This window comes from Ferrovibrio sp. GW821-FHT12B10 (genome assembly GCF_058807515.1).
This window is the reverse complement of record NZ_JBXAQT010000001.1, coordinates 2,022,917-2,049,772: the sequence shown is the minus strand read 5'-3', so window position 1 is coordinate 2,049,772 and position 26,856 is coordinate 2,022,917. Positions and strand designations below refer to the sequence as shown.

General features: G+C 64.9%; 22 protein-coding genes and 1 pseudogene. 1 reads left to right on the top strand and 22 read right to left on the bottom strand.

Annotated features, from left to right (window positions below):
- Nucleotides 1–7: 7 nt before the first annotated feature.
- Nucleotides 8–973, bottom strand: coding sequence for a hypothetical protein (locus AC1RRT_RS10455; protein ID WP_493013733.1), 966 nt, complete (start codon nt 971–973; stop codon nt 8–10).
- Between the two features lie 161 nt (nt 974–1,134).
- Between AC1RRT_RS10455 and AC1RRT_RS10450 the strand changes: the two genes are divergently transcribed.
- Nucleotides 1,135–1,890, top strand: coding sequence for a substrate-binding periplasmic protein (locus tag AC1RRT_RS10450; RefSeq protein ID WP_493013732.1), 756 nt, complete (start codon nt 1,135–1,137; stop codon nt 1,888–1,890).
- 57 nt (nt 1,891–1,947) lie between these two features.
- Here AC1RRT_RS10450 and pnp read toward each other — a convergent pair whose 3' ends face one another.
- The 21 genes and pseudogenes from pnp to AC1RRT_RS10345 all read right to left on the bottom strand — a co-directional run bounded on the left by pnp (nt 1,948) and on the right by AC1RRT_RS10345 (nt 26,785).
- On the bottom strand, nt 1,948–4,095 hold the full coding sequence (gene pnp, locus AC1RRT_RS10445) for a polyribonucleotide nucleotidyltransferase (RefSeq protein ID WP_493013731.1): 2,148 nt from the start codon (nt 4,093–4,095) through the stop codon (nt 1,948–1,950).
- A 280-nt stretch (nt 4,096–4,375) separates the two neighbouring features.
- Nucleotides 4,376–4,645, bottom strand: a complete 270-nt coding sequence (gene rpsO, locus AC1RRT_RS10440) for a 30S ribosomal protein S15 (RefSeq protein WP_493013730.1) — start codon at nt 4,643–4,645, stop codon at nt 4,376–4,378.
- A gap of 17 nt (nt 4,646–4,662) precedes the next feature.
- On the bottom strand, nt 4,663–5,583 hold the full coding sequence (gene truB / locus AC1RRT_RS10435) for a tRNA pseudouridine(55) synthase TruB (protein WP_493013729.1): 921 nt from the start codon (nt 5,581–5,583) through the stop codon (nt 4,663–4,665).
- Nucleotides 5,580–6,023: a 30S ribosome-binding factor RbfA gene (rbfA, locus tag AC1RRT_RS10430; RefSeq protein ID WP_493013728.1), complete on the bottom strand. Its 444-nt coding sequence runs from the start codon at nt 6,021–6,023 to the stop codon at nt 5,580–5,582. The genes truB and rbfA overlap by 4 nt, the downstream gene beginning before the upstream one ends.
- A gap of 37 nt (nt 6,024–6,060) precedes the next feature.
- Nucleotides 6,061–8,943 (bottom strand): translation initiation factor IF-2, encoded by a 2,883-nt coding sequence (infB, locus tag AC1RRT_RS10425; RefSeq protein ID WP_493013727.1) that lies wholly within the window; start codon nt 8,941–8,943, stop codon nt 6,061–6,063.
- 73 nt (nt 8,944–9,016) lie between these two features.
- Nucleotides 9,017–9,454, bottom strand: coding sequence for a DUF448 domain-containing protein (locus tag AC1RRT_RS10420; protein ID WP_493013726.1), 438 nt, complete (start codon nt 9,452–9,454; stop codon nt 9,017–9,019).
- 37 nt (nt 9,455–9,491) lie between these two features.
- On the bottom strand, nt 9,492–11,018 hold the full coding sequence (gene nusA / locus AC1RRT_RS10415) for a transcription termination factor NusA (protein ID WP_493013725.1): 1,527 nt from the start codon (nt 11,016–11,018) through the stop codon (nt 9,492–9,494).
- A gap of 44 nt (nt 11,019–11,062) precedes the next feature.
- The gene (gene rimP, locus AC1RRT_RS10410) at nt 11,063–11,581 is read right to left on the bottom strand and encodes a ribosome maturation factor RimP (RefSeq protein ID WP_493013724.1); all 519 of its coding nucleotides are present in this window, start codon (nt 11,579–11,581) and stop codon (nt 11,063–11,065) included.
- Nucleotides 11,582–11,817: 236 nt separating this feature from the next.
- Nucleotides 11,818–12,441, bottom strand: a complete 624-nt coding sequence (locus AC1RRT_RS10405; RefSeq protein ID WP_493013723.1) for a hypothetical protein — start codon at nt 12,439–12,441, stop codon at nt 11,818–11,820.
- Between the two features lie 38 nt (nt 12,442–12,479).
- Complete coding sequence (gene trmB, locus AC1RRT_RS10400) at nt 12,480–13,202, bottom strand: tRNA (guanine(46)-N(7))-methyltransferase TrmB (protein WP_493013722.1); 723 nt, start codon at nt 13,200–13,202, stop codon at nt 12,480–12,482.
- 18 nt (nt 13,203–13,220) lie between these two features.
- Nucleotides 13,221–14,435, bottom strand: coding sequence for a methionine adenosyltransferase (gene metK / locus AC1RRT_RS10395; protein ID WP_493013721.1), 1,215 nt, complete (start codon nt 14,433–14,435; stop codon nt 13,221–13,223).
- A 132-nt stretch (nt 14,436–14,567) separates the two neighbouring features.
- Complete coding sequence (locus AC1RRT_RS10390; protein WP_493013720.1) at nt 14,568–15,032, bottom strand: helix-turn-helix domain-containing protein; 465 nt, start codon at nt 15,030–15,032, stop codon at nt 14,568–14,570.
- A 68-nt stretch (nt 15,033–15,100) separates the two neighbouring features.
- On the bottom strand, nt 15,101–16,669 hold the full coding sequence (gene lnt / locus AC1RRT_RS10385; RefSeq protein WP_493013719.1) for an apolipoprotein N-acyltransferase: 1,569 nt from the start codon (nt 16,667–16,669) through the stop codon (nt 15,101–15,103).
- An 8-nt stretch (nt 16,670–16,677) separates the two neighbouring features.
- Nucleotides 16,678–17,559, bottom strand: a complete 882-nt coding sequence (locus AC1RRT_RS10380) for a hemolysin family protein (protein WP_493013718.1) — start codon at nt 17,557–17,559, stop codon at nt 16,678–16,680.
- 161 nt (nt 17,560–17,720) lie between these two features.
- Nucleotides 17,721–18,200, bottom strand: a pseudogene (ybeY, locus tag AC1RRT_RS10375) (rRNA maturation RNase YbeY); the annotation flags it as partial.
- Nucleotides 18,201–18,223: 23 nt separating this feature from the next.
- On the bottom strand, nt 18,224–19,285 hold the full coding sequence (locus AC1RRT_RS10370; protein ID WP_493013717.1) for a PhoH family protein: 1,062 nt from the start codon (nt 19,283–19,285) through the stop codon (nt 18,224–18,226).
- A gap of 34 nt (nt 19,286–19,319) precedes the next feature.
- Nucleotides 19,320–20,696 carry a tRNA (N6-isopentenyl adenosine(37)-C2)-methylthiotransferase MiaB gene (gene miaB, locus AC1RRT_RS10365; RefSeq protein WP_493013716.1) on the bottom strand — a complete coding sequence of 459 codons (1,377 nt, stop codon included), beginning with the start codon at nt 20,694–20,696 and terminating at the stop codon, nt 19,320–19,322.
- 266 nt (nt 20,697–20,962) lie between these two features.
- On the bottom strand, nt 20,963–22,711 hold the full coding sequence (locus AC1RRT_RS10360; protein WP_493013715.1) for a PepSY-associated TM helix domain-containing protein: 1,749 nt from the start codon (nt 22,709–22,711) through the stop codon (nt 20,963–20,965).
- A gap of 19 nt (nt 22,712–22,730) precedes the next feature.
- Nucleotides 22,731–25,127, bottom strand: coding sequence for a TonB-dependent siderophore receptor (locus tag AC1RRT_RS10355; protein ID WP_493013714.1), 2,397 nt, complete (start codon nt 25,125–25,127; stop codon nt 22,731–22,733).
- 132 nt (nt 25,128–25,259) lie between these two features.
- The gene (locus tag AC1RRT_RS10350) at nt 25,260–26,228 is read right to left on the bottom strand and encodes a FecR family protein (protein ID WP_493013713.1); all 969 of its coding nucleotides are present in this window, start codon (nt 26,226–26,228) and stop codon (nt 25,260–25,262) included.
- A gap of 38 nt (nt 26,229–26,266) precedes the next feature.
- Nucleotides 26,267–26,785 (bottom strand): sigma-70 family RNA polymerase sigma factor, encoded by a 519-nt coding sequence (locus AC1RRT_RS10345; protein WP_493013712.1) that lies wholly within the window; start codon nt 26,783–26,785, stop codon nt 26,267–26,269.
- Nucleotides 26,786–26,856 lie beyond the last annotated feature (71 nt).

The following is a 26,856-nucleotide window of genomic DNA, read 5'->3' as shown; positions in this document are numbered from 1 at the left end:
GCACCGGCTAATTCCGGCCGGCGGGAATCGTCATGCTCGGCAGCGGCTCCAGCGCGCCGGGCTGACCGGGTTGCTGACGCTGCTGCTGTTCCTGCGGCGGCACCGAAGACGGCGGCGCCCCGGCCGAGACGATGCGGCAGAGCTGGCCGCGGCCGCTGGCATCCTGCAGGCGCAATTCCTCGCCGCTGCGTTCCGCGCCCCAGCCGGCGCCGAAATAATCGAAGCGCGCGCCAGGCTGCTGGCGCTGTAAGACCACCGGATCGCGACCGGCGGTCTCCACCACCAGACGGTCCTGCGCCGCGCCCAGCACGGCATGCAGCGTGTCGGAGCAGCGGAAGACGATCTCACCGCCCTCGCCCGCCAGCTTGCGCGCTTCCGGGGTCGCCGGCGCGGGCTGCGGAATCGAATTCATGGAAAAGCCCGAGCCACGGGTTTCCTGCCAGGCGGATTTCGACCCGGCCAGACGCTCCAGCGCGGCGAGCGCCTGCATATTGGCGCCACGGATCTCGGCCTCGGTCGGTTCGGTCTCGATGCCGTCGATGGTCTTCTTGCCGCCGGTATACTTGCCATTGGCAAAGGACAGGCTGAGCTCGACTTTGCGCATGCCGTCCATCGAGCCGGCCTGACCGCCGCGGCGCTGGCCATGCTCGCCATAATGCATCAGATCGCCGTTATGGAAGGAGAAGATCACATTGGCATTGCCGTTCTGGCCGTAGTCGCGCCATTCGGCGATGCGCTCGGGCTTGCCCTTCTGCACGGCAGCTTCCCAGTCGGCCTTGGTCTCGCCCGCCGTATAACGGCCGCGCACGATGGTGGCGCCGTCGGCCATATCCTCAGTGCCGTCAGACGCCTGGCCGGTCTGATCGCCGGCCGGGGTCTGGGCCAGGGCAAAGCCAGATACGCCAAAGCCCGGCGCGGCCAAGAAGGCGGCGCTCATGAACAGGGCCAGGATGGCGGACGACTGGGTCTTCATGGGGTCAGCTCCATGCAGAATCACCTATTACAACATGAACGCAGAAAAGCGGCAGGAATCAGGCAGCGCAATGGCGATGACGCCCCAAAGCCAAAAAAACCCGTGACCAGAATAGGACTTGCCGTAAGCTGGCCCCGGTTTCGTCGGGGAAGGAAACAATCGTGTGGAGGGCATTCGCCATCCTGGCCTGCCTGCTGCTGGCGGCCGGGCCGGCTGCCGCCCAGCCGGGTGGCGGCGACCAGGCTGCATCTAGCGGCATCCAGATCATCGGTGCCGCCCGGCCGCCCTATGTAGCCGAGCGAGACGGCCTGGGCATTGGCCCCGCTGTCGATATCCTGAAGCAGATCGCTCCCGCTGCCGGCATCGACCCCACGGTGCGCATCCTGCCCTTCCAGCGCGCCATCATGGCGCTGGACCAGGGTGGCGTGCTGTATCCGGCGCTCCTGCGCACGCCCCCGCGCGAACAGAAATACATCTGGATCGGCGAAGTGTTCAGCGACCGCGCCGTGTTCCTGACGCGCAAGGGCTCGCCGGTGGTGAACAGCCTGGAGATGGCGCGGCGACTAGGACGCATCAATGTCATGCGCGGCTCGGAGCTGCAGAGCATGCTGCAATCCTTCGGCATCACCGATATCGAACCCAGCAACAACGAGATGGATATTGCCCGCCTGCTGCGCGCCGGCCGCATCGACGGCTGGTTTGCACCGCGCGCGGTGGCGCGCGCCACCTGGAAGATGCTGGATTTCGATCCGGCCGAGTTGCAGGATGGCGAGACCTTCGCCGTGCTGCCGTTCTGGATCGCGGCCTCCAGCAACATGCCAGGCGAGACAGTGGCGCGGCTGCGCACCGCCTACCGCGCCTTGCGCAGCGACGGTCGTTACAAGCGCATCATCGCGCCGCTGGAAAATCCGTCGTAGCAAAATAAAAAGGCCGGGATCACTCCCGGCCTTTTCCGTAATCCATTGCCTGAAGGCTTATTCGGCCTGGGCGGCCTCGTCTTCGCCGCGCGGCTTGTTCGACAGGTCCTCACCGGTGGCCTGATCGACCACCTTCATGGACAGACGAACCTTGCCGCGCTCGTCGATGCCGAGCACCTTGACGCGCACTTCCTGGCCTTCCGACACCACGTCGCTCGGCTTGTTGACGCGCTTGGGCGCCATTTCCGAGACATGCACGAGGCCGTCGCGGCTGCCGAAGAAGTTGATGAAGGCGCCGAAGTCGACCAGCTTCACAACCTTGCCCTTGTAGATCATGCCGACCTCGGGCTCCGAGACAATCGACTTGATCCACTGGATCGCGGCATCCGAAGCGGCCGGATCCGACGAGGCGATCTTGATCGTGCCATCGTCCTCGATGTCGATCTTGGTGCCGGTCTTTTCCACGATCTCGCGGATCACCTTGCCGCCCGAACCGATCACTTCACGGATCTTGTCCTTCGGCACGGTGATGGTGGTGATGCGCGGCGCGTTTTCCTTCACGCCGCTGCGGTTCTGCGACATCGCCTTGGCCATCTCGCCCAGGATATGGACGCGGCCATGCTTGGCCTGCTCCAGCGCCACCTTCATGATCTCTTCGGTGATACCGGCGATCTTGATATCCATCTGCAGGGCTGTGACGCCCGCTTCAGTACCGGCCACCTTGAAATCCATGTCGCCGAGGTGATCCTCGTCGCCCAGGATGTCGGACAGCACGGCAAAGCGCTTGTCTTCCAGAATCAGGCCCATGGCGATGCCGGCGACCGGAGCGGTCAGCGGCACACCGGCATCCATCAGCGCCAGCGAGGTGCCGCAGACGGTGGCCATCGAGGAGGAACCGTTCGACTCGGTGATCTCCGAGACGACGCGGATGGTGTAGGGGAAGGCTTCCTTCGCCGGCAGCAGCGGACGAACCGCACGCCAGGCCAGCTTACCATGGCCGATTTCGCGGCGGCCCGGCGAACCCATGCGACCGGCTTCACCGACCGAGTAAGGAGGGAAGTTGTAGTGCAGCATGAAGGCTTCGCGGTATTCGCCATCCAGCGCGTCGATGATCTGCTCATCGGTGCCGGTGCCCAGCGTGGTGACAACCAGCGCCTGGGTTTCGCCACGGGTGAACAACGCGGCGCCATGGGCGCGCGGCAGCACGCCGACTTCCGACACGATCGGACGGACGGTCTTGGTGTCGCGGCCGTCGATGCGCAGGCCGGTGTCGAGGATGTTGAAGCGCACGACCTGGGCTTCCAGATGCTTGAAGGCATCGGAAACGTCGACCGGGTTGGCTTCGCCCTCGGCGAACAGCGCCTTGGCCTTCGCCTTCACTTCGCCGACCTTGGCGTAGCGGGCCTGCTTGACCTTCTCTTCATAAGCCTTGCGCAGTTCGGCCTCGATGCCCGAATCCTGCAGCTTCTTGAAGGCGGTCTCGTAACCGGTGCGGGCCTGCAGCGGCATCGCATCCTTGGCGGCGCGCTCGGCCAGGCCGATGATGGCTTCGATCACCGGCTGGAAGCCCTTGTGACCGAACATCACTGCGCCGAGCATCACGTCTTCCGGCAGCTGCTGGGCTTCCGACTCAACCATCAGCACGGCGTCGGCGGTGCCGGCGACGACGAGGTCGAGCTTGTTGCCCTCTTCGTTGAGCTGGGTCTTGGTCGGGTTCAGCACGTATTCGCCATTGATATAGGCGACGCGGGCGGCGCCGATCGGACCCATGAAGGGGATGCCCGAGATGGTGAGCGCGGCAGAGGCGCCAACCAGCGCGACGATATCGGGATCGTTCTCCAGATCGTGCGACAGCACGGTGGCGACGACCTGGGTCTCGTTGCGGAAGCCATCGGCGAACAGCGGACGGATCGGGCGATCGATCAGACGCGAGGTCAGCGTCTCCTTCTCGGTCGGACGGCCTTCACGCTTGAAGAAGCCGCCCGGAATCTTGCCGGCGGCAAAAGTCTTTTCCTGGTAGTTCACGGTCAGCGGGAAAAAGTCGACGCCCGGCTTGGGGGTCTTCGCGGCCACCGCCGTGCAAAGCACGATGGTGTCGCCATAGGTGACCATCACGGCGCCATCGGCCTGACGGGCGATCTTGCCGGTCTCGATGGTGAGCTTGCGGCCGCCCCACATCAGTTCGGTCTTGTGGATATTGAACATGTCTTTTCTTCCTTCCTCGGCGCCCTCGGTCCTTCGGACTGTCCCTGACCTAGGCACCTGGCGGGACGGCGCCCATCGCCTCCCGCCCGGCCGGCACGACTGAATTCAGATCAGTCGCACGCGGCGAACCGGCGCATCGAGTCCATCCCGATGCCACCGGCCATGGGTCCGGCCTACGATGACATGACAACGCCCGCCCCGGCGATCCGGGAGCGGGCGTGGTTCATCGTATCCGGAATACGGCTGCTGGCGATTCGCTTCGCGGCAGCGGCCATAATCTTTACTTGCGGAGACCCAGGCGCTGGATCAGCGCGTCGTAGCGGGCCGAGTCAGTCCGCTTCAGATAGTCGAGCAGGCTGCGACGCTTGCTGACCATCATCAGCAGGCCGCGACGCGAGTGCACGTCTTTCTTGTGGGTCTTGAAATGCTCAGAGAGATTGTTGATGCGCTCGGTGAGCAGGGCCACCTGGACGTCCGGCGAACCGGTGTCGCCCTTCTTCGTGGCAAATTCCGAAACGACAGCAGTCTTGCGGTCGGCAGTGATGGTCATGATCTAACTCCGCGACATCATAGGTTGAACAAACGCAACGGTCGGACTTCATCGGCGAGACGTTCGACCAGACCGACGGGCTTGCCGTCTGCCATGGCCAGAAGTTCGCCTTCCGGCGGAAGTCCGGGGGCCGTCAGCGCGATCTTGATAGGCTGGCCGTGTCTGAGGCGGTCAGCCTGCGGGCCGGTCAGAACCAGGGCCGGGATGTCGTCCAGCGCGGTTTCAATCGGCAGCAGATACGCGTGCGCGGCGTCCTTTTGGCATAGTTCCTCCAGTGAATCCAGCGAAAAGGCCGCCTTTTCCACATAGCGCCCGACCCGGGTGCGCCGCAGGGCCGTGATATGCCCGTAAGTCCCTAAATATAAAGCAAAATCCCGGCCCAACGCCCGCACATAGGCGCCCTTGCCGCAATCGACCTCGAAGACCGCATGATCGGGGTCCGGACAGTCGACCAGACGCAGCGCATCGATACGGATCGGGCGCGCCGCCAGCTCCGGCGCCTCGCCCCCGATCTTCTTTTGGGCGCGGGCCAGGTCATAGGCGCGCTGGCCATCGACCTTGATGGCGGAATAGGGCGGCGGCCGCTGCATGATCTCGCCGGTGAACTTGGGCAGCATGGCCAGGATGGCCGCGCGGTCGGGGCGCAGGTCAGACTGCTGGATGACCGGGCCCTCTGCGTCGTCGGTTTCAGTGCCCTGCCCCCACCGCACGGTGAAGCGGTAGGTCTTGCCGGCGGTCATCACCCAGTTGACGGTCTTGGTGGCCTCACCCAAGGCGATCGGCAGCACGCCGCTGGCCAGCGGATCGAGCGTGCCGCCGTGACCGGCCTTGGCCGCATCGGTGAGACGGCGGACCTTGGCGAGACACTGCGTCGAAGTAAGCCCCAGCGGCTTGTCGACGATCACCCAGCCATGGACCGGGCGGCCTCTTTTTTTCATTCCTCGGAATCCGCGGGCTTTTCGAGATCGGCGCGGACGGCTGGACCCTGCAGCAGCTTTGTGACGCGCGCGGCCTCATCGAAGCTGTGATCCAGCTTGAAGGAAAACTGCGGCGCGACGCGCAGGTTGATCTGCTTCACCGCCTCGGTGCGGATATAGGCGGTGGCGCGATTCAGACCAGCGATGATCTTGGGCGCATCCTTGCCGGCCAGCGGCATGACGAAGGCGGTGGCCGCCTTCAGGTCAGGGCTGACGCGCACCTCGGTGACGGTGACGACCAGGTCGACCAGATCGGGATCGCGGAAATGGCCGTTACGCAGCACATCCGACAGGATATGGCGCAGCTCCTCGCCGACGCGCAGCTGACGCTGGCTGCGGCCGCCGGGCAGATCGCCCCGGCTGCTGCCCTTACCACTGCCGCTGCTTTTACGCTGCGCCATGACGGATTCTCCCCGAAACAGAGACGGACGCGCGGGCTTACAGCTCGCGCGCCACACTCTCGAGTTCGAAGCACTCGATCACATCGCCGACCTGGATGTCGTTGTAGTTCTCGAACGACATACCGCAGTCCATGCCCTGCTTGACCTCGCGCGCATCGTCCTTGAAGCGCTTGAGGGTCGAGAGCGCGCCCTCGTGGATGACCACGTTATCGCGCAGCAGGCGCACCTTGGCGCCGCGCTTGACCAGACCTTCGGTGACCATGCAACCCGCGATCTTGCCGATCTTCGAGATGTTGAACACCTCGCGGATTTCGGCGTAACCGAGGAAGCGCTCGCGGATGGTCGGAGCCAGCATGCCCGACAGCAGCGCCTTCAGGTCGTCGATCAGGTTGTAGATGATCGAGTAGTAGCGGATATCGACGCCTTCGCGCTCGGCCAGTTCACGCGCCTGCTTGGACGCACGGACGTTGAAGCCGATGACCGCGCCCTTGGAGGCGCCGGCCAGCGAGATGTCGGACTCGTTGATGCCGCCGATGGCGCCATGCAGGAAGCGGACGACCACCTCCTCGGTACCGAGCTTGTTGACGGCGGCCTGGATCGCTTCCAGCGAGCCCTGCACGTCGGTCTTGATGACGATCGGCAGTTCCTTGGCTTCGCCGGCCTGGATCTTGGAGAACATCTGCTCCAGCGAACCACGAGCCGAGATGGCAGAGCGCGCTGCGCGCTGCTTGCGCTCGCGGAACTCGGCGACCTCGCGGGCGCGGGCCTCGTTGTCGACGACGACAAACTCGTCGCCGGCTTCCGGATTGCCCTGCAGACCCAGCACTTCGACCGGGACGGCCGGACCGGCCGAGACGACGTTCTTGCCGTGATCGTCGATCAGGGCGCGCACGCGGCCCCAGGCACTGCCGGCCACGAAGACATCGCCGACATGCAGCGTGCCGCGCGCAACTAGCACGGTAGCGACCGAACCGCGGCCGCGCTCCAGCTTGGCTTCCACCACCACGCCTTCGGCGCGGCGGTCGGGATTGGCCTTGAGATCGAGGATTTCGGCCTGCAGCAGAATGGCTTCTTCCAGCGCATCCAGGCCGACCTTGGTCTTGGCCGAAACCTCGATGGACTGCACTTCGCCGCCCATCTGCTCGACCACGATCTCGTGCTGCAGCAGTTCCTGCCGCACCTTCTGCGGATTGGCAGCCGGCTTGTCGCACTTGTTGATCGCAATGACGATCGGCACGCCGGCAGCCTTGGCATGATGGATGGCTTCCACCGTCTGCGGCATCACGCTGTCGTCGGCGGCAACCACCAGCACGACGATGTCGGTGACCTTGGCGCCACGGGCGCGCATCTGCGTGAAGGCTTCATGGCCAGGGGTGTCGAGGAAGGTGATCGCCTTGCCCGATTTCAGATGGACCTGATAGGCGCCGATATGCTGGGTGATGCCGCCGGCTTCACCGCTGACCACATCGGTCGAGCGGAGCGCATCCAGCAGCGAGGTCTTGCCGTGATCGACGTGACCCATGACGGTGACGACCGGCGGACGCGACTGCATCACTGCGTCCTCGTCCTTCTCGCCGCCCAGGCCCAGTTCGATGTCGGATTCCGCCACACGCTGTACGCGGTGACCGAATTCGCTGACGATCAGTTCGGCCGTATCGGCATCGATGGTCTGGTTGATGGTGGCCATCACACCCATTTTCATCAGCGCCTTGACGACGTCGACGCCGCGCTCGGCCATACGGTTGGCCAACTCCTGCACCGTAATCGTTTCAGGAATGACGACGTCACGCAAAATCTTCTGCTGCTCCGTGGCACCCTGATTATGGGCGCGTTTCTCGCGTTCAATGCGGCGGCGGAAGGAAGCAACCGAACGCACGCGTTCGTTGTCATCCAGGGCCTTGGTGACGCTCAGCTTGCCGGTACGGCGCTCGGCGCCGTCCTTGCCCGGACGCAGCGTGGCCGGCTTGGCCGGCACGATCTTGGTACCACCCGGACCGGTGCGGCGCTTGGCGCCGCCGTCCTCTTCCTCGTCCATCGCCGGGCGTACGCCGGTGGGCGCAACCCCGGGCGACGCTTCGGTGCCGGTGGTTTCGGGCGACGCAAGACGACGGGCCGCTTCGGCTTCGGCCTTCTTGCGCGCGTCATCCTCGGCCTTCTTGCGAGCATCCTCGTCGGCCTGGCGACGCAGGGCCGCCTCGCGCTCGGCGTGGATCTTGGACTGGTCGTCCATGCGACGACGCATGCCCTCTTCGGCCACGCGGCGCATTTCGCCGACACGGCTGCGGAGATCGTCATTGCGGGCGCGGGCCTGCTTCTCCTCGTCCGACATCGGCTTGAGCACCATGCCGGAAGTGCGCTGCGGGCGCGCGGCGGCGCCGGGGCGTTCCGCGCCGCGCTCGGTGCGTTCGGTGCGGGCATTGGGACGGGAGTCGCCGGTCGGCTGCGCGGTCATCCGCGGGCCGGTGCGCGACGGCTCGACGATGCGGGCGGTCGGCGCGGCAGCCGGCGTGGTCGCGGCCGGAGCAGGCGCAGCAGCCTTGGGCGCGGGCGCCGGTTCGGCGGCGGCGCGGGCGGCAGCGGCGGCGGCCTCTTCAGCAGCCTTGGCCGCCTGGGCGGCGTCATGCTCGGCGATGATCTCGGCGCGCGAGGGCACATGCACGCTGGGCGCGGGCGTCTTGACCGCCGGCGTCGCAGCGGGCGCAGCGGCAGGCGCGGCGGCGGCCGGAGCGGCCTCAGCCTTGGCGGCAGCCGAACCCGGGGGAACGATGGTGCGCTTCTTGCGCACTTCCACCGTCACCGCCTTGGTGCGTCCATGGCTGAAGCTCTGGCGGACCTGACCGGTCTCGACCGTCTTCTTCAGCTCAAGCCGCTTGGGCTTTGCCGCTGCCTTGTCCTTGTCCTGCTCGTTCACGTCGCTCATACAGTCCGCTTCCGCCTACCGCAAAAAACAAAAAACGCATCCTGCGATGCATTACCTATGGCCCGGGTGGGCCTTAAACAACCAGCCGCGCCAGCAGCGCCAGATCGGCCGCCATGCGCAACCCGAACGGCGTGCGCTTCAGCGCCAGCCGCCCGCAACCAAGAACCGCCGCATCGACGGACAACACCGCGTCATCCGCATCCGCCTCGGTCACCACCAGCCCGGCACGCCGGGCCTTCGCCACCTGGGCAGCGCCATGCGCCGTCCAGGCTTCCAGGCTGCGGGCCGCCAGATCGGCTGGCACCTGCAGCTTGCGTTTCGCCGCCCGGGCGAACATGCCCTTGGCCGCCGCCGTCGCCACCGCATCCTTCGTCGGTGCGAGCCAGAGCCCGCGACCGCCGATCCGATGCGCCGGATCCGGCATCACCACGCCCGCCGCATCGATGGCGAAACGCAGCAGGCTGTTTTCATCCGCGCGCTGGCCGGTCAACAGACAACGGCGCTGCGGCATGGCTTCGACAGCCTTCAATTCACGCCGGACGACAGGCTTACGCCTTGTCGCCCGCAGTCTCCTCGCCGTCGAACCAGTGCTGACGCGCCGCCATGATGATGGTGTTCGCGTCTTCGTTCGACATGCCTTCGCCGACGATCTCCTGCAGCTCGTCGCCGGCCAGGTCGCCGAGGTCGTCGAGCGTCTTCACGCCCTTCTCGCCCAGAGCGACCAGCATCGGCGGGGTCAGGCCTTCGATTGCCGCCACATCGTCGGTGACGCCAAGCGACTTGCGCTTCGCTTCCATCTCGCTGTTGCGCTTGTCGAGATACTCGACCGAACGCTCATGCAGCTCGTGGGCAATGTCGCCGTCGAAGCCCTCGATCTCGGCCAGCTCTTCCACCGGCAGATAGGCGAGTTCCTCGACCTTGGTGAAGCCTTCGGTGACCAGCAGCTGAGCCAGGGTTTCGTCGACATCCAGCGCATCGATGAAGAGCTGGCTGCGCTCGCGGAATTCCTTCTGGCGGCGCTCGGACTCTTCTTCCTCGGTCAGGATGTCGATGTCGTAGCCGGTCAGCTGCGAGGCCAGACGCACGTTCTGGCCGCGGCGGCCAATCGCCAGCGACAACTGGTCGGTCGGGACCACGACTTCAACCGAATTGGCTTCTTCATCGAGCACGACCTTGGCCACTTCGGCCGGGGCCAGCGCGTTGACGATGAAGGTGGCCGGATCGGGCGACCACTTGATGATGTCGATCTTCTCGCCCTGCAGCTCGTTGACCACCGCCTGGACGCGGCTGCCGCGCATGCCGACGCAGGCGCCGACCGGATCGATCGAGGTGTCGTTGGAGAAGACGGCGATCTTGGCGCGGCTGCCCGGGTCGCGGGCGACGGCGCGGATCTCGATGATGCCGTCATAGACTTCCGGCACTTCCTGGGCGAACAGCTTGGCCATCAGCTGCGGATGCGAGCGCGACAGGAAAATCTGCGGGCCGCGCGGCTCGCGGCGGACGTCGTAGATGTAGGCACGCGCGCGGTCGCCCTGGCGGAAGGTTTCGCGCGGCAGCAGCTCGTCGCGACGCAGGATCGCTTCGGCGCGGCCCAGGTCGATGGTGACGTTGCCGTATTCGACGCGCTTGACCAGACCGTTCACGATCTCGCCGATGCGGTCCTTGTATTCGTTGTACTGACGCTCGCGCTCGGCTTCGCGCACCTTCTGCACGATCACCTGCTTGGCGGTCTGGGCGGCGATGCGGCCGAAATCGATCGGCGGCAGCGGCTCGGCGATCACGTCGCCCGACTGGGCGTCCGGATTGCGGCGCTGCGCTTCGACCAGACCGATCTCGATGGCGTCGTTCTCGACCTTCTCGACGACCTGCAGATGGCGCTCCAGGCGAATCTCGCCCGACTTGCGGTCGATCTCGGCATGGATGTCGTTCTCCAGGCCGTAGCGCGAACGCGCCGCCTTCTGGATCGCGTCTTCCATCGCCATCAGCACGACATCGCGCTCGATAGCCTTTTCGCGGGCCACGGCATCGGCCACCTGCAGCAGCTCGATCCGGTTGAAACTGGTCACCGTTTCCATTGTCCTGTTCCTCGAAACCTTACCTGGTCACAGACTCAAAAATTTCAGTTCGCCGCCGGACGAGCCGCCATCGCCGCAGCGATCAGGTCGTCGGTGACAATCAGCTTGGCGCTGGTGATCTCGGCCACGGGCAGACGCGCCTCGTTGCCCTTCTCCTCGTCCTTCAGCACCACCGTATCGCCAGCCAGGCCGCCGATGCGGCCGGCAAAGCGCTTGCGGCCATCCAGCGGACGACCGAGCTCGACCTTGGCGGCGAAGCCCTTGAAGCGCTCGTAATCGGCCGCCTTGGTCAGCGGGCGGTCGATGCCGGGCGACGAGACCTCAAGCCGGTAGGCGCTGGCGATCGGATCTTCCACGTCCAGCACGGCGCTGACACCGCGGCTGACATCGGCGCAATCGTCGACCGTGACGCCGCCGTCATGGGGCGCGCCGCCAGTGTCGCGCTCGAACATGATCTGCAGCACGGGGCGCTCGGTGCCCATCAGCTTGACCCGCACGAGCTGGAAGCCCATCGCTTCGAGCGTGGGCGCAATCAGGTCGGCAATCCGGGTCGCAGCATCCATGCCTGCGCAGAGTCCTTAAAAGCGTCGAAAATGCATTTCTGCGGGCGGTCAGCCTGGCTGGTCGGGGCCGGGAAATCCGGCTGACCCCGTAGAAACAAAAAATGGGCCGGCTGGCCCATGTCCCCTTCCCGATCCGACCATGGACCAGGCCAGCTATGTCGGAGGCTGTTATAGCGGCAAATTCCACCAATGCAAGGCTTTTCGCCCCCTTGGCAGACCCGCCGGGCGCGTGGTTTTCAGGCGCCGGTTTCGGTCCCGGTTTCGCCCTTGGGAGGGACCTTGCGGGCCAGCAGCCGGCGCGCCGACAGCGACGATCCGGCCCCCAGCAGCAGCCAGAACAGCAGATTGAGGGCGAGGTCGCGCCAGACCGCAATGCCTGGGTCCCGGGCATCCCCAAAACCCGGCGTGGTCAGGGTGTCGGGCCGGCCGGCGAGCACATGGCCCAGCAGCAACGGGAGCGCCATCAGCATCAGGCCTGCCAGGCGGCGCTGCCAGTCCGGCCAGCGCAGCAGCCACAGGCCGGCCGTGCTTGCAGCCACGGAAAACAGCCAAAGTGCCAGGCTGGCCGGTAGCTGGCCGGGCGAGGTATGGGGCTGGGCAAGCCACGGTAAAAGGCAGAAAACCAGGAAAATTGCACCGCCCAGCTGCACCCCCTGCCGAAGCCCGGCCCCGGCCTTCAGGAGCAGTGGCAACATCAGCAGGCTGCCGGTCAGGCCCAGACCCAGGTGATGCAGCAACAGGGTATCGGTCGCGGCCGGATCGAACGGGATCAGAGGGTTTAGGATGACGCGGACCACCATCATCCCCAAGGTGGCGGCGATGGCGGCCATGGCCGCGGCGGCAAACAGGCGAAACAGCATCGGCGCGCGCCCTCTTTACTCGGGGGAGGAAAGAAAACTCAGACCCGGTGCAGACGATAGTAATGCGGCGTGCGGCCGGCAGTGATGGCTTTCTGCTCGTACTTGCTGGGCGGCCAGTCGGCCGGTCGCGTCAGCCAGTCAACGCTGCTCTCCGCCTGCCAGTCGAACCGCGGTTCGGCCAGGATATGGCGCAGCATCCAGCGCTGGTAATCGGGAACGTCGGTGGCGACGCGAAGTTCGCCGCCGGACGGGATCAGCCGCGACCAGTCGGCCAGCGTGTCGGCGTTGACGATGCGGCGCCATTGATGGCGCTTCTTCGGCCAGGGATCGGGGAACAGCGTGAACCCGCGCGCCACACTGTTGTCGGGCAACGCTTTCAGCAGCAGGCGCGCGTCATCGGTGAGGATGCGGATGTTGTCGCGTGCATCGCCGCCTTCGTGGCGCTCGGCGATACGCATGACCAGCTTGGCAACGCCATGCTCATAGGGCTCGATGCCGATAAAGCCGACATCGGGATACTGCTGCGACAGCGCAAACAGATGCCCGCCATCGCCAAAGCCGATCTCGACCCAGTAGGCTTTCTTCGGCATTGCGAACAGCAACGCCGGATCGAGCATGGCGCCGGGAGCCGGCAGCGTGATCGACACACGCGGCAGCCAGTCGCCAAAACGGTTTTCGCGGGTGGGGGAAAGTTTGCGGCCGCGCCGACGTCCAAAAATCAGACGTCGTGGCGCGGCCGCATCATCATACTCGTCAGTCACGAAACCTCGTAGACGCCCTTAGCGGACGTTGAAGGCCGACTTCAGGTCCTTGACCAGATCGGTCTTCTCCCACGAGAAGCCGCCGTCCTTTTCCGGCTTGCGGCCGAAATGGCCGTAGGCAGCGGTGCGGGCGTAGATCGGGCGGTTAAGCTTCAGATGCTCGCGGATGCCGCGCGGGCTGAGCTTCACCAGTTCCTGCAGGATCTTGGCGATCTTGTTCTCGTCAGCCTTGCCGGTGCCGAAGGTGTCGACATAGACCGACAGCGGATAGGCAACGCCAATGGCATAGGACAGCTGGATCAGGCATTTGTCAGCCAGGCCGGCAGCAACGACATTCTTCGCCAGATAGCGCGAGACATACGCGGCCGAACGGTCAACCTTGGTCGGGTCCTTGCCCGAGAAGGCGCCGCCGCCATGCGGAGCCGCGCCGCCGTAAGTGTCCACGATGATCTTGCGGCCGGTGAGGCCGCAATCGCCGTCCGGACCGCCGATGACGAAGCGGCCGGTCGGGTTCACGTAGAAATGCTCGTCATCGCACATCCAGCCCTTCGGCATGACCTTCTGCACGTAGGGCTTCACAATGCGCTTGATGTCGCCGCTTTCCAGAACGCGGCCCTTCTTGTCCTTCAGCGCATGCTGGGTCGAGACGACGATAGCGGTGGCGCCGGTCGGCTTGCCGTTCTTGTAGAGCAGCGTGACCTGGCTCTTGGCGTCGGGGCCAAGCAGCGGCTCCTTGCCGCTGTGGCGGACATCGGCCAGCGCCTTCAGGATATTCTGCGAGAGCTGCAGCGGCGCCGGCATCAGTTCCGGCGTCTCGCTGGTGGCGTAACCGAACATGATGCCCTGGTCGCCGGCGCCTTCGTCCTTGTTGCCGGCGGCGTCGACGCCAACCGCAATGTCAGCCGACTGGCCGTGCAGCAGCACGTCGATCTTGGCGGTCTTCCAGTGGAAGCCCTTCTGCTCGTAGCCGATCTTCTTGATGGTGGCACGCGCCACCTCTTCGATCTTCTTCTTGTTCACGGCGCCCGACTTGGACACCAGGCTCTTCGGGCCGCGCACTTCACCGGCGATGACGACGCGGTTGGTGGTCGCCAGCGTCTCGCAGGCAACGCGGGCATAGGGGTCTTCCTTCAGGAAGAGATCCAGCACACCGTCAGAGATCTGGTCGCAGACCTTGTCGGGATGACCTTCAGACACCGATTCACTGGTGAACAGATAGGAAGAACGCGCCACGTGTTATCTCCTCAAAGACCGCGCCAACCGGCCCCAGGCTTTTTGTCAGCCCGCCCCCGCACCGGCGTTTGGCGCACGCCGGGATTGGAAAACGGGAAAAGTCCGGTTATTTCGCAGAGCCTGACGCGGGGGTCAAGCGGAATGGCGTGACCGAATGGGGGCCTCTGCCGGTTCCACAGCTGGTTCCGGTGAGTCTCCGAGCTCATTTCCGCCCATCGCCCAGACCAGTTCGATGATGCGGCGGCGCAGGCCGGGCTGGCGCAGGCCATGGAAGGCACGAAGCAATTCGACATCCTCGCGGCTGAAGGATGCAGCCGGACTATCGGCCGGCACGGCGGCGGCCAGCACCCGGCCGTCGCGGTTGGCGACCGGGACGCCCTCCAGGCCATCGAAGAAATAGGCCGGCGGCACGTCGAGGATGGTGGCGAACTGGAACAGTCGGCTGGCGCCGATGCGGTTGGCACCTTTTTCGTATTTCTGGATCTGCTGGAAGGTCAGCCCGACCATCTGGCCGAGTTTATCCTGACTCATGCCGACCATGGTCCGGCGCAACTTCAAACGATTGCCGACATGCACGTCGACTGAATTCTTCGTCACTGAACTGCCCTCACGCAACGCGTAACCAAAAACGAGGGGCGGATTAAAGGCCGCGGCTATGGCTGCGGTCAATGCTTTGTGGTGCGACGTTCCGCCACAAAGCAACAGATGAGAAGCAATAGTGACAATGCGAGCAAAGGTATGTCGCCGATACGCGCGTAAGGCGGATAATCCGGCAACGCTTTTGGCAACGCACCATCGACCGTACCAATTTCATCCAGGCCAAGGCTGGCCGTTATGCGGCCATACGGATCAACGATCGCACTGATGCCGTTGTTGGCGGCACGCACCAGCGGCAGGCCCTGCTCGACGGCACGAAAGCGTGCGGAAGCAAGGTGTTGATAGGGACCGGAGGACCGGCCGAACCAGCCGTCATTGGTGACATTGAGCAGCAGGCCCGGGCGCGGCGCCGTATCATCGCTGATCTCGTCGGCGAAGATCGCCTCGTAACAGACCAGCACACGCACCGGCGGAAGACCGGGGAAATTCAGCGGCGCGGCGGCGAAGCCGGGTGAGAAATCGATGCTGCCGGCAGCCAGCGCATCGAGGCCAAGCGGCCGCAGGATGCTGCGAAACGGCAGATATTCGCCAAAGGGCACCAGATGCAGCTTGTCGTATACGCCGGCAAGCAAACCCATGGCGTCGACGGCGAACACGCTGTTGAACAGCACCATCTGGCCCTTGGCATCGAACATGCGGCGCGGTGCGCCGGTGATCAGCGCGCCGGATTTGACCGGCAGCAGCCGCGACAGGCCGTCGCGCAGCGGGCCTTCCTCATCCAGCAGATAGGGCAATGCGGTTTCCGGCCAGATGATATGCGTGGGCGGAATGGCGGCCGGCTTCAGGCTTAAGGCTGCATGCTCCTGCAGATGCTGCTGGCGCAGGTCGTCGCGCCACTTGTTGGTCTGCGGCACGCTCGGCTGCACCAGGCGCAGCTGCACGTCGGGCACGGTGTCGACCGGCGCAGACGGCAAACGCAGGCTGCCCAGCCCGAGCAGCAGGGCGAAGCCAACAGGCAGCAGCAGCGCCATCATGCGACGGCGCGGTGCGAGCGCCGGCAGCAGCGCGAGCGCGAGTCCACTCGCCGCCAGCATGGTGAGCAGGCCCAGGCCCGGTTCGCCGATGAAGGCGGCGAGCTGCATGGTGGCAGGCCAGGCGCCCCAGACGGCACCAACCTGGTTCCACGGGAAGCCGGTCAGCAGATGACCGCGCAGAAATTCACCAGCCAGCCAGCCGAACGGCGCAAGCAGGATGAAGCGCGCGGCATGATGGCCGGCGGCGCGTTGCGCCAGCCACAGGCCGAAGGCCGGGAACAGCGCCAGCAGCAGCGGCAGGCCGAGCACCGGCAGCGGCAGCAGCAGCGCATATTTCTCGGCATCGACGAAGAAGGCGATGCCGATCCAGTAAAGCCCGGCGACGAAATAGCCGTAGGAAAATGCAAAGGCGGTGAAATAGCTGATCCAGCGCCGCGCGCCCTGCTGCATCAGCAACAGCCCAACGAAGGCGATGAAGGCCAGCGGCCAGGCCGAGACCGGCGCCTGCGCGCCGGCCAGCGCCACGCCCAATACGACTGCCAACGCATAACGCCGCCAACCGTCCAGGCCCGCCAGAGTGGCCGGCATCACACGCAGATTCATGTCAGGGATCAGGCTGCATCGGCGCTGGATTCAGGCGCCTGCACGCGGATGCGCACGCGCTTGACCCGGCGCGGATCGGCGTCCAGCACCTCGAAGGCGAGGCCGGCCGGATGCTCGACCAGCTCGCCGCGCAGCGGCACGCGGCCCAGATGCGAGACGATCAGGCCGCCGACGGTATCGACTTCCTCATCCTCTTCCGGATCGAGCAGCGGACGACCGAGCTTTTCTTCCAGATCCTCGACCGGACAGCGGCCATGCGCTTCCAGCACGCCATCGGCGCGCTGGACCAGCATGGCGCCGACGCTTTCGTCATGCTCATCGTCGATCTCGCCGACAATCTGCTCGACCAGGTCCTCGATGGTGACCAGGCCATCCACGCCGCCGTATTCGTCGACGATGATCGCCATATGGGTGCGGTTGTCGCGCATTTCACGCAGCAGTTCGAGCACCGATTTCGACGGCGGCACCACCAGCAGCTTGCGCAGAATCTTGTCCATGGAAAAGCCGCTGCGGCCGGCGAGGTAAGGCAGCACGTCCTTGACATGGATCATGCCGATCACATCGTCCAGCGAGCCGCGATAGACCGGCAGGCGCGAATGCTCAGCATCGACCAGGGTCTTCAGCAGCTTCTCGAATTCGATCTCGGCCGAGACGGCGATGATATCGGTGCGCGGCACGCGAATTTCCCCAACCCGCAGTTCGCCCACCTCCAGAACGTTGCGCAGCAGCGCCCGCTCGGCATTCTCCTCGGGCGTGGCGCTATCCTCGGCATGCTCTTCGAGCAATTCCTCGATGCTTTCACGCAAGGATTCATCGCGGCCGCGCAACAGCGTTAGCAGGCGACGCCAGAAAGTCGTGCCGTTGCCGGCATGCTCACGGGTCTCGCTCATTTCGCAAGCTTCCGCTTGGCGGTTTTCTTCTTCACGGCTTTCTTCTTAGCCTTGGCAGGCACAGGCTTTTTCTTTTGCGACCGGCCGGTCGCGGGCTTCTTTTTCACGGCACTCTTCTTTTTCTTCACAACAGGCTTTTTGGTTTTCTTATCGATCACTTCATAGGGGTCTGCGATGCCCATGGCCGCCAGGATCACCGTTTCGAGCGGCTCCATCGCTTCGGCCTGGTCGTCGTCCATATGGTCATAGCCCAGCAGATGCAGCACGCCATGCACGGTCAGATGCGTCACGTGATCGGCAAAGGCCTTGCCCTGCTCGCGCGCCTCGCGGCGACAGGTCGACAGCCCAAGCGCGATGTCACCCAGATAGGGCGGCGGCCGCGACGGATCGACGGCGGTCTCCGCCGGGAAGGACAGCACGTTGGTCGGCTTGTCCTTGGCGCGCCAGCCGGCATTGAGCTTGCGCATCTCGGCGTCTTCGGTGAGCAGGATGCTCAGCGCCACCTGAGCTTTTTTGGGCAGTTCGGATTTCAGCGCCGCCTGTACGGCCTTGCGGATCGCCGCATTGGCGCCGGGCAACGCGGTGCGCCAGCCGGCCGCGGCAATGCGGATATCGATCTCTATACTGGGGCCTGCGGGCATGACGGAACCTGGATAATCCTGTTTTAGCGCCGTGGCCGGATGGCATCGGCGCCGAGATCGAGCTGCTGCTCTTTCTGGGCGTAGGCGCGCACGATCTTGGTCACCAGGGGATGGCGCACCACATCGGCCTCCCCGAACTTCACGAACGAGATGCCTTCGACCCCATCCAGAATATCCAGCGCATGGCGCAGACCGGACGGCACGCCGATCGGCAGGTCGATCTGCGACAGATCGCCCGTCACCGCCAGGCGCGAATTCTCGCCCAGGCGGGTCAGCAGCATCTTCATCTGCACCGGCGAGGTATTCTGCGCCTCATCCAGGATGACGAAGGCGTTGGCGAGCGTGCGGCCGCGCATGAAGGCCAGCGGCGCGACTTCGACCTCGCCGCTTTCCAGACCCTTGGCCACCCGTTCGGCCGGCAACATGTCGTAGAGCGCGTCGTAGAGCGGACGCAGATAGGGATCGATCTTGTCGCGCATGTCGCCCGGCAGGAAGCCTAGGCGTTCGCCGGCTTCGACGGCGGGACGCGACAGGATGATGCGGTCGACGCGGCCTTCCAGCAGCATGTTCACCGCCATGGCGACGGCGAGATAGGTCTTGCCGGTGCCGGCCGGCCCGAGGCCGAAGACCAATTCATGCTTCTGCAGCGCCTCGAAGTAGAGTTTCTGCGTATGCGAGCGCGGCAGGATGATGCGCTTTTTGGTGCGCACCGCGCCATCGGGGACCGGACGGTCATCGCGAACCAACTCGGCCTTGTCACGCAGCTTCGCCGTCACTGGAGCATTCATTGGAACCCCTTGCGTCATGCGGATTGCACCATCGATATCGCCCATCTCGATCTCGGCGCCGCTTTCCAGGCGGCGATAGAGATCGGTGAGAATCTTGCGAGCCTGCGCCTGCCCATCGGCTGAACCGGTGATCATCAGCCGGTTGCCGCGCGAGGCCACCGTCACATTGAGGCGCTCCTCGATGCGGGCGAGGTAGCGGTCATGCTCGCCGAACAGAAGCGCGAGCAGGCGATTGTCCTCGAAATCCAGAATGATGGGATCGGCTGCCGTCTTATCCGCGCCGCGTGCATCGCTCACAGGCTTTGGCCTCGTTGCTGCGTCCAATCGATCCTCATGCTGCCTCGCGACGAGCGATCTGCCCGTCGATGGAACTGCCGTGACCGGCGGTGATGGTGACCATGGCGCGGTCGCCGACTTGCAATGCGGCGTCCTCCACGATGACAGACTGCAGATAGGGCGAGCGGCCCAGCACCTGGCCGGGGCGGCCAGGGCGATCGAACAGCACATCGAGTTCGCGGCCCACGCAGGCGCGGTTGAAGTCGGTCGACTGTTCGCGCAGCAGCGCCTGCAGCGCCAGCAAGCGTTCGCTGCGCACCGCTTCGGGCACCTGGTTGGGCATCAGGCCGCCGGGCGTGCCGGGACGGACGGAATACTTGAAGGAATAGGCCGAGGCATAGCGCGCCTGGCGCACCAGATCGAGCGTCGCCTCGAAATCGCGGTCGGTTTCACCGGGGAAGCCCACGATGAAGTCGCCTGCCAGCGCGATATCAGGGCGGGCAACACGCAGCTTGTCGACGATGCGCAGGTAATCCTCGGCGCGATGCTGGCGATTCATCGCCTTCAGCACCGCATCGGAGCCGGCCTGCACCGGCAGGTGCAGGAAGGGCATCAGCATTTCCAGATCGCCATGGGCGGCGATCAGGTCGTCGGTCATTTCCAGCGGATGCGAGGTGGTGTAGCGCCAGCGGATATGGGGATACCGCGCATTCACGCGGGCCTGCAGCGCTTTCAGCAGTTGCGCCAGCGACCAGCTGCGGCCATCGGCGCCCTCGCCATGCCAGGCATTCACATTCTGGCCGAGCAGCGCGATCTCCTGCACGCCCGTTTCGGCGATGCGGAAGGCCTCGCTGATGATGGCTTCGGCCGGCCGCGAATATTCCGCGCCGCGCGTATAGGGCACGACGCAGAAGGTGCAGAACTTGTCGCAGCCTTCCTGCACGGCGAGATAGCCAACCGGGCCGGGCGCAGCAGAAATCTCGTTGGGGAGATGGTCGAATTTCGATTCGACCGGGAAGGCGGTTTCCAGCAGGCCGCGGCCTCCGCTGTGCTTCACGCGGGCACGCTCGGCACGGGCCAGCAGTTCGGGCAGCTTGTGATAGGCCTGGCTGCCGACCACGAGATCGACAAACGGCGCGCGCTGGTTGATCTGTTCGCCCTCGGCCTGGGCCACGCAGCCGGCGACGGCAATCGTCACGTCGCCGCCCTGCTTCTGGGCCTCGGCCTTGCGGATGCGCCAGTGGCCAAGCTCGGAGAAGACCTTCTCGGCGGCTTTTTCGCGGATGTGGCAGGTGTTGAGGATGACCATGTCGGCATCCTCGGGCGAATCGGTTTTGGCGTATCCGAGCGGGGCCAGCACGTCCGCCATGCGGGCGGAGTCGTAGACGTTCATCTGGCAGCCGTAGGTCTTGATGAACAGCTTCTTGGCCAAATCCGGGTTTCAGCGGGGCGGGCCTTCGACCTGACGACGCCCCAGACGCTCCTTAAGAATTCGTTTCCGACACACCCACGCTACCATCCCGGGGCCCAAAAACCAAGGGCAACCGGGGCGCAGGGGACACTGCGTCACAGATTCTTCACAGGAGAATCAATGAGTTATCCAAGGGGCGTCTGGGCTGTGCGGCCGAAACCCGGCCAGCACAGCCCAAACGACGGGGGCGACGGCTGGCTGGCAACGGCTGGCTGGCTGGCGCACCCCTAATGATTATGACGATGGAGGCCGGCCAATTCATCAGGTTGCGGCAACAAATCCGCCTGCCGGCGGGCCGGCCAATGCAGGCGAATCCAGCCCAGCAGAGGAACCAGCAGGCAGAGAATAAAACCGGCTACCGCCCCCTTTTCGCCCCAGGTCATGCCGCTGGCGGGCGGCAGGATGAAAACCGGCGCCGGCCGGTGCGGATCGAAGGCCAGTACCGCCTGCTGCCAGCTGCCATCCCAGGATTCGATCACGATAGTGAGACGGCAGTGCGGCGCGCAATCGGGCAGCGTGGACTGCGCCATCAACCGGTCGACCAGACGCACGGCGGGGCGCAGGCCGGCCGGGGGCTGAGCCGGAGATTCATCCTCGGAGCCGATCCAAAGCAGGGCCTGACGGAAATTCGGCTGCGCCGGGCCGTCGAACTGCACAGCGAGCTGCAGGACCGATGGAGATGGCGCCGGCTCGTGCCAGAACACCGTGGCCGGATGCCCGCCGATGTCGAGGCGGCTCAGCGTCGCGACGAAGGCCGGCGTCGTCGAGATGCTGGAACGCACAACGCCATAGACCAGGGTGCCATGAATGCTGATCAGCAGCAGCAACAGCGTTGGCAGCACGACCAGCGCGGCAGAGAGCGGATTTTTCGACAGCACGAGTCCGTTGCGGCGCAGGCGCAGCCAGGCACTGTAGAGGCCGGCGAGAATGCCGCCGCTAAGCGCCAGTCCGGCGACCAGCCAGAGAATGCGCGTCGCCACGCCGCCGAAGGTGCCGAAATGCAGGGGGTCGGCGGTTTCGGCCCAGCGCTCCAGCGCCGGCAAGGCCGCGCCGCGCCGGATGTTCAGCACCGCACCGCTATAGGGATCAAGCTCGACACCATTGGCGCGGTCGCGCACCAGCCAGGCTTCGGCTTGGCCGGTGAGGCCCAGCGTATCGCCCGGCCGCACCGGCACGCGGATATGCTCGATGACCAGCGCGGGATAGGCTGCCTGGGCCTTTGCCGCAGCGGCATCGAGATCGAGCGGCAGCAGATCGGCCGGACGCTGGCGAAGCTGTTCGGCTTGCAACCGCGTGGGGCGAATTTCGTCTGGGAACAACCCGGTGCGGTCGAGAACGATCTCGGCGAAATACCAGATGCCGGTCAGACACATCAGCACCGCGATCAGCAGTGACCACAGGCCGCTGGCGCGATGCAGGTCAGACCAGAAGAGCCGCGGGCTACGCCCGACGCGCAGCGTGACCAGCGCCCGCCACCAGCGGCTGACCGACAGCAGGCCGGCAACGACCGTCACCAGCAGCGGGATCGCCAGCGCACCGGTGATCAGCGTGCCATGCATGCCATGCACTGACGGCACGGCATAGAGCTGCTTGTGGAAGATGCGCAGGAAGCTGGCCAGGCCGAAGTCACTGCGATGGCCTTGCACCGTGCCGGTATAAGGATCGATCAGGACGGTGCGAAAATCCTGCGGCGAGTAAGCGATAGTGGCGCTGGCAGCCCAGCCCTCGCCGCGCGGCGCATGCAGATACACCACGCGCCCGAGCGGATGCGCCTGCGCCACCGCGTCATGCATCGCCTGCCAGGAGACCGGTCTTGCATCTGGCACCGGCGCCGTGACGCGCAGGGTCGGATCGCTGAGCCACATCAGCTCGGCGCTGAAGACGGCAACCGTTCCCGAGAAGCAGATGACGAACAGCAACAGCCCGAGGTTGAGGCCGATCCAGGCGTGGATGCGGTACAGCCCCTTGCGTGTCATCCGGCCACAGCCCCGTCAGTCAGAACGTGACCGAGAGCGAAGCGATGGCCGTCAGCGGCGCGCCGTAATGAGCGATGTTGCGATCGCTGGCGCGCACGATGTAGTCCTCGTCGAACAGATTCTGCAGGCTCAGGCCCAGCTTCACGGTTTCCCATTTATACCAGGCGCCGAGATCGAAGACCGTGTAGGGTGCGAGCTTCACCGTGGTTGCGAATTGCGCACTGCTGGTGTCGACATAGCGTAGCCCCCCGCCGAAGCCGAAACCGGCAAGCGGGCCTTCGTTGAAATCATAGGTCATATACAGCCGCGCCATGTTGCTCGGCACGCCGCCGATCGGGCCGCCGACCGTAGCCGGCTGCGGCACGCTCTTCAGGATCACGGTATCGGTATAGGCATAGTTGGCAATGATGTTGATCTGCGGGGTCAGGGCGCCGATCACGTCGAATTCGAAGCCACGACTGCGCTGGTCGGATGGGGTGGAAACGGCAAAACCGGTCAGCGCGGTCTGTGCAGCATCTTGGCCCGCAACATTGGTTTTCTCGATCTCGAAGACCGATGCAGTGGCGGTCAGCTTGTCGCCGAAGAATGAACCCTTCACGCCAGTCTCGTATTGCAGGCCGCGCTCGGGCGTCACTGTCTTGCGGTTGATATCCAGCGTACCTGGTGTCTGCGGACGGAAGGACTGGCTGACACTGACATAGCTGGAATACTGCTTGGTGAATTCATACAGCAGACCGGCGCGACCGGTGAGCTCGCGTTCGTTCACATCGGGCGAGATCGCATTATCGACACGGTTCTCCTGATGCACGGCATCATACCGGCCGCCCAGCAACAGCTTCAGCCGGCCATCCTCAAGCAGAGCCATCTGGTCCTGCGCATAAAGGCCGACCCAGCGCTGGGAGCTTTTCACTTCTTCTTTCGGCTGCAACCCCGGCGGATTGAAGCTGACATTGGGGCTGTTGCTGATATTGAAGTTCGGAGTGTTCACGCGAAACCGCAGGGTCAGCGTGTCCTGCATGGTGGCGTCGGTGCCGACCAGGAAAGTGTGATCGATCGGGCCGGTGGAGAATTTCGCCGTTGCGTCCAGCACCGCCTGGATTTCGTCGTCCTGGCGATCTTCGTTCTGATAGCGCATTAGCAACTGATTGCCCGTGATGCCGCGAGCGCGTAGCGATTCATTCGACGCATTGGCGCGGTGCAGCTGGATCTGGTTGCGCAGCGTCCAGACCGAATTGACATCATGCGAGAGCTGGTAACTGGTGGAATAGTCCCGCAAGTCGCGGCCACTGAGCTTGGAATCGCCGAAAAAGGCGTTCTTGGCCACCATCGGTTTGCCATCGGCAGTCAGTGGAATGCCGCTGTCATAAGGCTGCGTCTCGCGCATGTAGGACGCGTCGAACAGCACTTCCGTGCTGTCGCTGGGCCGCCACAGCAGAGTGGGGGCAAAAGCCGTGCGCTCCAGTTCGACAATATCGCGGAAGGAATTGCTGCTTGTGTAAGCCGCATTCACGCGATACAGCATCGACCCGTTCTCGGTCAGCGGACCAGTGGTATCCGCTGAGGTGCGATAGAAGTCGTAGGATCCAACCTGCTGCTCGACCGTGCTGCTCTGTACATCCTGCGGCCGCTTGGTCACGTAATTGACGATACCGCCTGGCTGCAGAGTGCCATAGAGGATCGAGGCCGGTCCCTTGAGCACTTCGACGCGCTCGATATTGCCCAGATCAACCGAACCAACCTGGGTGGATCGCATGCCATTGCGCAGCAGCACCGGCGATTCGAAGCCGCGGATGATCGGCAGCACTTCGGTCTGCGCGTTCAGCGTGTTGCCGGCCAGCTGCACGCCGCTGATATTCTGGTAGATGTCCTTCAGGCTCTGCGCGCCCTGCTCCTCGAACACCTGTCGCGGGATGACCTGGATCGAGGCCGGCGTTTCCATGATCGGTGTGTCGATCTTGGTCGCCGTGGCGCTGCGGCGCGCCAGATAGCCCTGCACCGGACTGAAGGCGGTTTCGAGATCGCGGGCACGACTGCCTTCCACGCTGAGCGTCGGCAGCACGGATGTATTACTGTCACTGCGCGGCGACAGCGTCAGGGCGATACTGCGTGCCTCGATGTAGCGCCAGGTGACGCCGGTGCCGGCCAGCAGGCTGCGCAGCGCATCTTCCGGCGTCATCGTGCCGCTGACGCGCGCACCCTGCAGATTGCTGAAGCCCTGCGGATCGAAGGAGACCTGATAGCCTGACTGCCGGCCAAAGGCGGTGAGCGCCTGCGGCAGGGGCTGGGCCTCGATGCTGAAGGCGACCTGCTGCGGATTGCCCTGGGCCAGTTGCAGGGGCGCGGTCTGTGCTTGCGCCGCCAGCGACAGCGCCACAGCCGTACCCGCCAATGCTGTCGCCAGCAGGCCTGTTCTCATGATCCGCATCGTCGCCCCCAGAACCGTCATGCCGCCAAATTACGCAAACGCGTTGCATTTGCAGTACGGTACAAGGACGAAGGTGGATGCCGGTTTTTCCGCGACACCGCAAAATTAAATCGCGATTTGAAATTAATTATTCAAAACAATGAGATAAGGCGTTATCTCGTGAACCGTTACCTGCCGCAGTTCGGGTCCGGCGCTGCCCAGCAGGGCGCGCAGCGCACGGGCCGGATCGTCAAGGTCAAACACGCCGCTGACGCGCTGGCGCTCCAGCGCCGGCGGCAGCGCATTGCCCAGCACCATGATCTCGCCGCGATGATAGCGCTCCAGCTGCGCGATGGCGTCGCGCAGGGGCCGGTCATGCAGCACCAGCCGTCGTTCGCGCCAGGCGCCGACATCGGCAGGCGACAGCCGCGCCATCGCCGCTGCCCCTGAGCGACGGTCGATCTCGATACGGTCGCCCGGCCGCATCTGCATGATCTCGCCACCGGGTGACTGAACCTGCACCTGCCCGCTGGCCACCGAGACCGCGATCGCGCTGTCGGTCATGCCGACATCGAAAGCCGTGCCGATCACCGTGACCTGCACCGTATCGGCGGCGATCACGAAGGGGCGCAGGCGATCGGCTGCGATCTCGAAATGCGCCTCACCACGCAGCAGCGCGACGCGGCGATGGCTGACGGTCACATCGGTGCTGATCGCACTATCGCCGCCCAGGGTGACGGTCGACCCATCCGAAAGCGAAACGGCACGATTCTCGGCGGCGGCCGTGACTTGATCGGCACGCAGGCGCGTCTGCACTGATGGCAGCGCCAGCACGACGGCCAGACAGGCCGCTAGCGCTGCAACCACGGCTGCGATACGACGCGGCCGTCTCATCGGGAAGGCATGAATATTGGAGGCCGGCTGCAGATGGCCGGTCACCGCCCAGCTGCGCTGCACCGCCAGCCAGGCTGCAGCATGGCTAGCATCGGCGGCGAGCCAGCGATCGAAGGCGCGACGCAGGGCAACGTCGTCTGGTTGCGCCCGCAGGCGAAACAGCCAGTCGGTCGCATCTTCCAGCGACAGGTCGTCGAGCGGGGCGGACTCTGCGGTCATATTCAGTAGACGAGTGCGGGGCTGAAATTTTCCATCGGCTATCCGCCCTCGCCTGAGGACAGACGCCGGGTGACATGCATGACGGCATCGCGCACCAACCGGTGGGCGCTGGTGACCGAGATGTCGAGGCGGTCGGCGATCTGCTGGAAGGTGCAGTCCTGGAAGCGGTGCAGATCAAAGGCCAGCCGGGTGCGTTCGGGCAGTTCGGCCAGCGCATCGGCGGCGCGGCGCAGCTCCTCGCGGCGGATGAATACCTCATCCAACCCCGGCATCGCGAGGCCAGCGCCCAGCAACGCCGCCTGTGCGGCGCGGCGGTCTTCCGCACCGGTGCGGCGCAGCAGGTCGAAGGCCAGGTTGCGCACGATTCGGTAGAGATACGGCAATGGCTTTTCCGCCGCCGGTGCCGCGCCATCCGGCCCCTGCGGCACAAAGCGGAAATAAGCTTCCTGGACCACATCCTCGGCCTGGGCGCGGCTGCCGGTCAGCGGCGTGGCATAGTCCACCAGCGCCGACCGATGAGTCAGATAAAGCTTCAGCCTGTCGTGATCCTGCTGCAAAAGCCGCTCGCGCCTGCATACTACCAGATGCGAACCGTTATCAAGTTATCAGGGCAAAGACCAGCCCCGCC

What these genes read in the sequence shown, in the direction of transcription:
- AC1RRT_RS10455 (WP_493013733.1), bottom strand. Translation starts at nt 973, where the DNA reads ATGAAGACCCAGTCGTCCGCCATCCTGGCCCTGTTCATGAGCGCCGCC.
- pnp (WP_493013731.1), bottom strand. Translation starts at nt 4,095, where the DNA reads ATGTTCAATATCCACAAGACCGAACTGATGTGGGGCGGCCGCAAGCTC.
- rpsO (WP_493013730.1), bottom strand. Translation starts at nt 4,645, where the DNA reads ATGACCATCACTGCCGACCGCAAGACTGCTGTCGTTTCGGAATTTGCC.
- truB (WP_493013729.1), bottom strand. Translation starts at nt 5,583, where the DNA reads ATGAAAAAAAGAGGCCGCCCGGTCCATGGCTGGGTGATCGTCGACAAG.
- rbfA (WP_493013728.1), bottom strand. Translation starts at nt 6,023, where the DNA reads ATGGCGCAGCGTAAAAGCAGCGGCAGTGGTAAGGGCAGCAGCCGGGGC.
- infB (WP_493013727.1), bottom strand. Translation starts at nt 8,943, where the DNA reads ATGAGCGACGTGAACGAGCAGGACAAGGACAAGGCAGCGGCAAAGCCC.
- AC1RRT_RS10420 (WP_493013726.1), bottom strand. Translation starts at nt 9,454, where the DNA reads ATGCCGCAGCGCCGTTGTCTGTTGACCGGCCAGCGCGCGGATGAAAAC.
- nusA (WP_493013725.1), bottom strand. Translation starts at nt 11,018, where the DNA reads ATGGAAACGGTGACCAGTTTCAACCGGATCGAGCTGCTGCAGGTGGCC.
- rimP (WP_493013724.1), bottom strand. Translation starts at nt 11,581, where the DNA reads ATGGATGCTGCGACCCGGATTGCCGACCTGATTGCGCCCACGCTCGAA.
- AC1RRT_RS10405 (WP_493013723.1), bottom strand. Translation starts at nt 12,441, where the DNA reads ATGCTGTTTCGCCTGTTTGCCGCCGCGGCCATGGCCGCCATCGCCGCC.
- lnt (WP_493013719.1), bottom strand. Translation starts at nt 16,669, where the DNA reads ATGAATCTGCGTGTGATGCCGGCCACTCTGGCGGGCCTGGACGGTTGG.
- AC1RRT_RS10380 (WP_493013718.1), bottom strand. Translation starts at nt 17,559, where the DNA reads ATGAGCGAGACCCGTGAGCATGCCGGCAACGGCACGACTTTCTGGCGT.
- AC1RRT_RS10360 (WP_493013715.1), bottom strand. Translation starts at nt 22,711, where the DNA reads ATGACACGCAAGGGGCTGTACCGCATCCACGCCTGGATCGGCCTCAAC.
- AC1RRT_RS10355 (WP_493013714.1), bottom strand. Translation starts at nt 25,127, where the DNA reads ATGAGAACAGGCCTGCTGGCGACAGCATTGGCGGGTACGGCTGTGGCG.
- AC1RRT_RS10350 (WP_493013713.1), bottom strand. Translation starts at nt 26,228, where the DNA reads ATGACCGCAGAGTCCGCCCCGCTCGACGACCTGTCGCTGGAAGATGCG.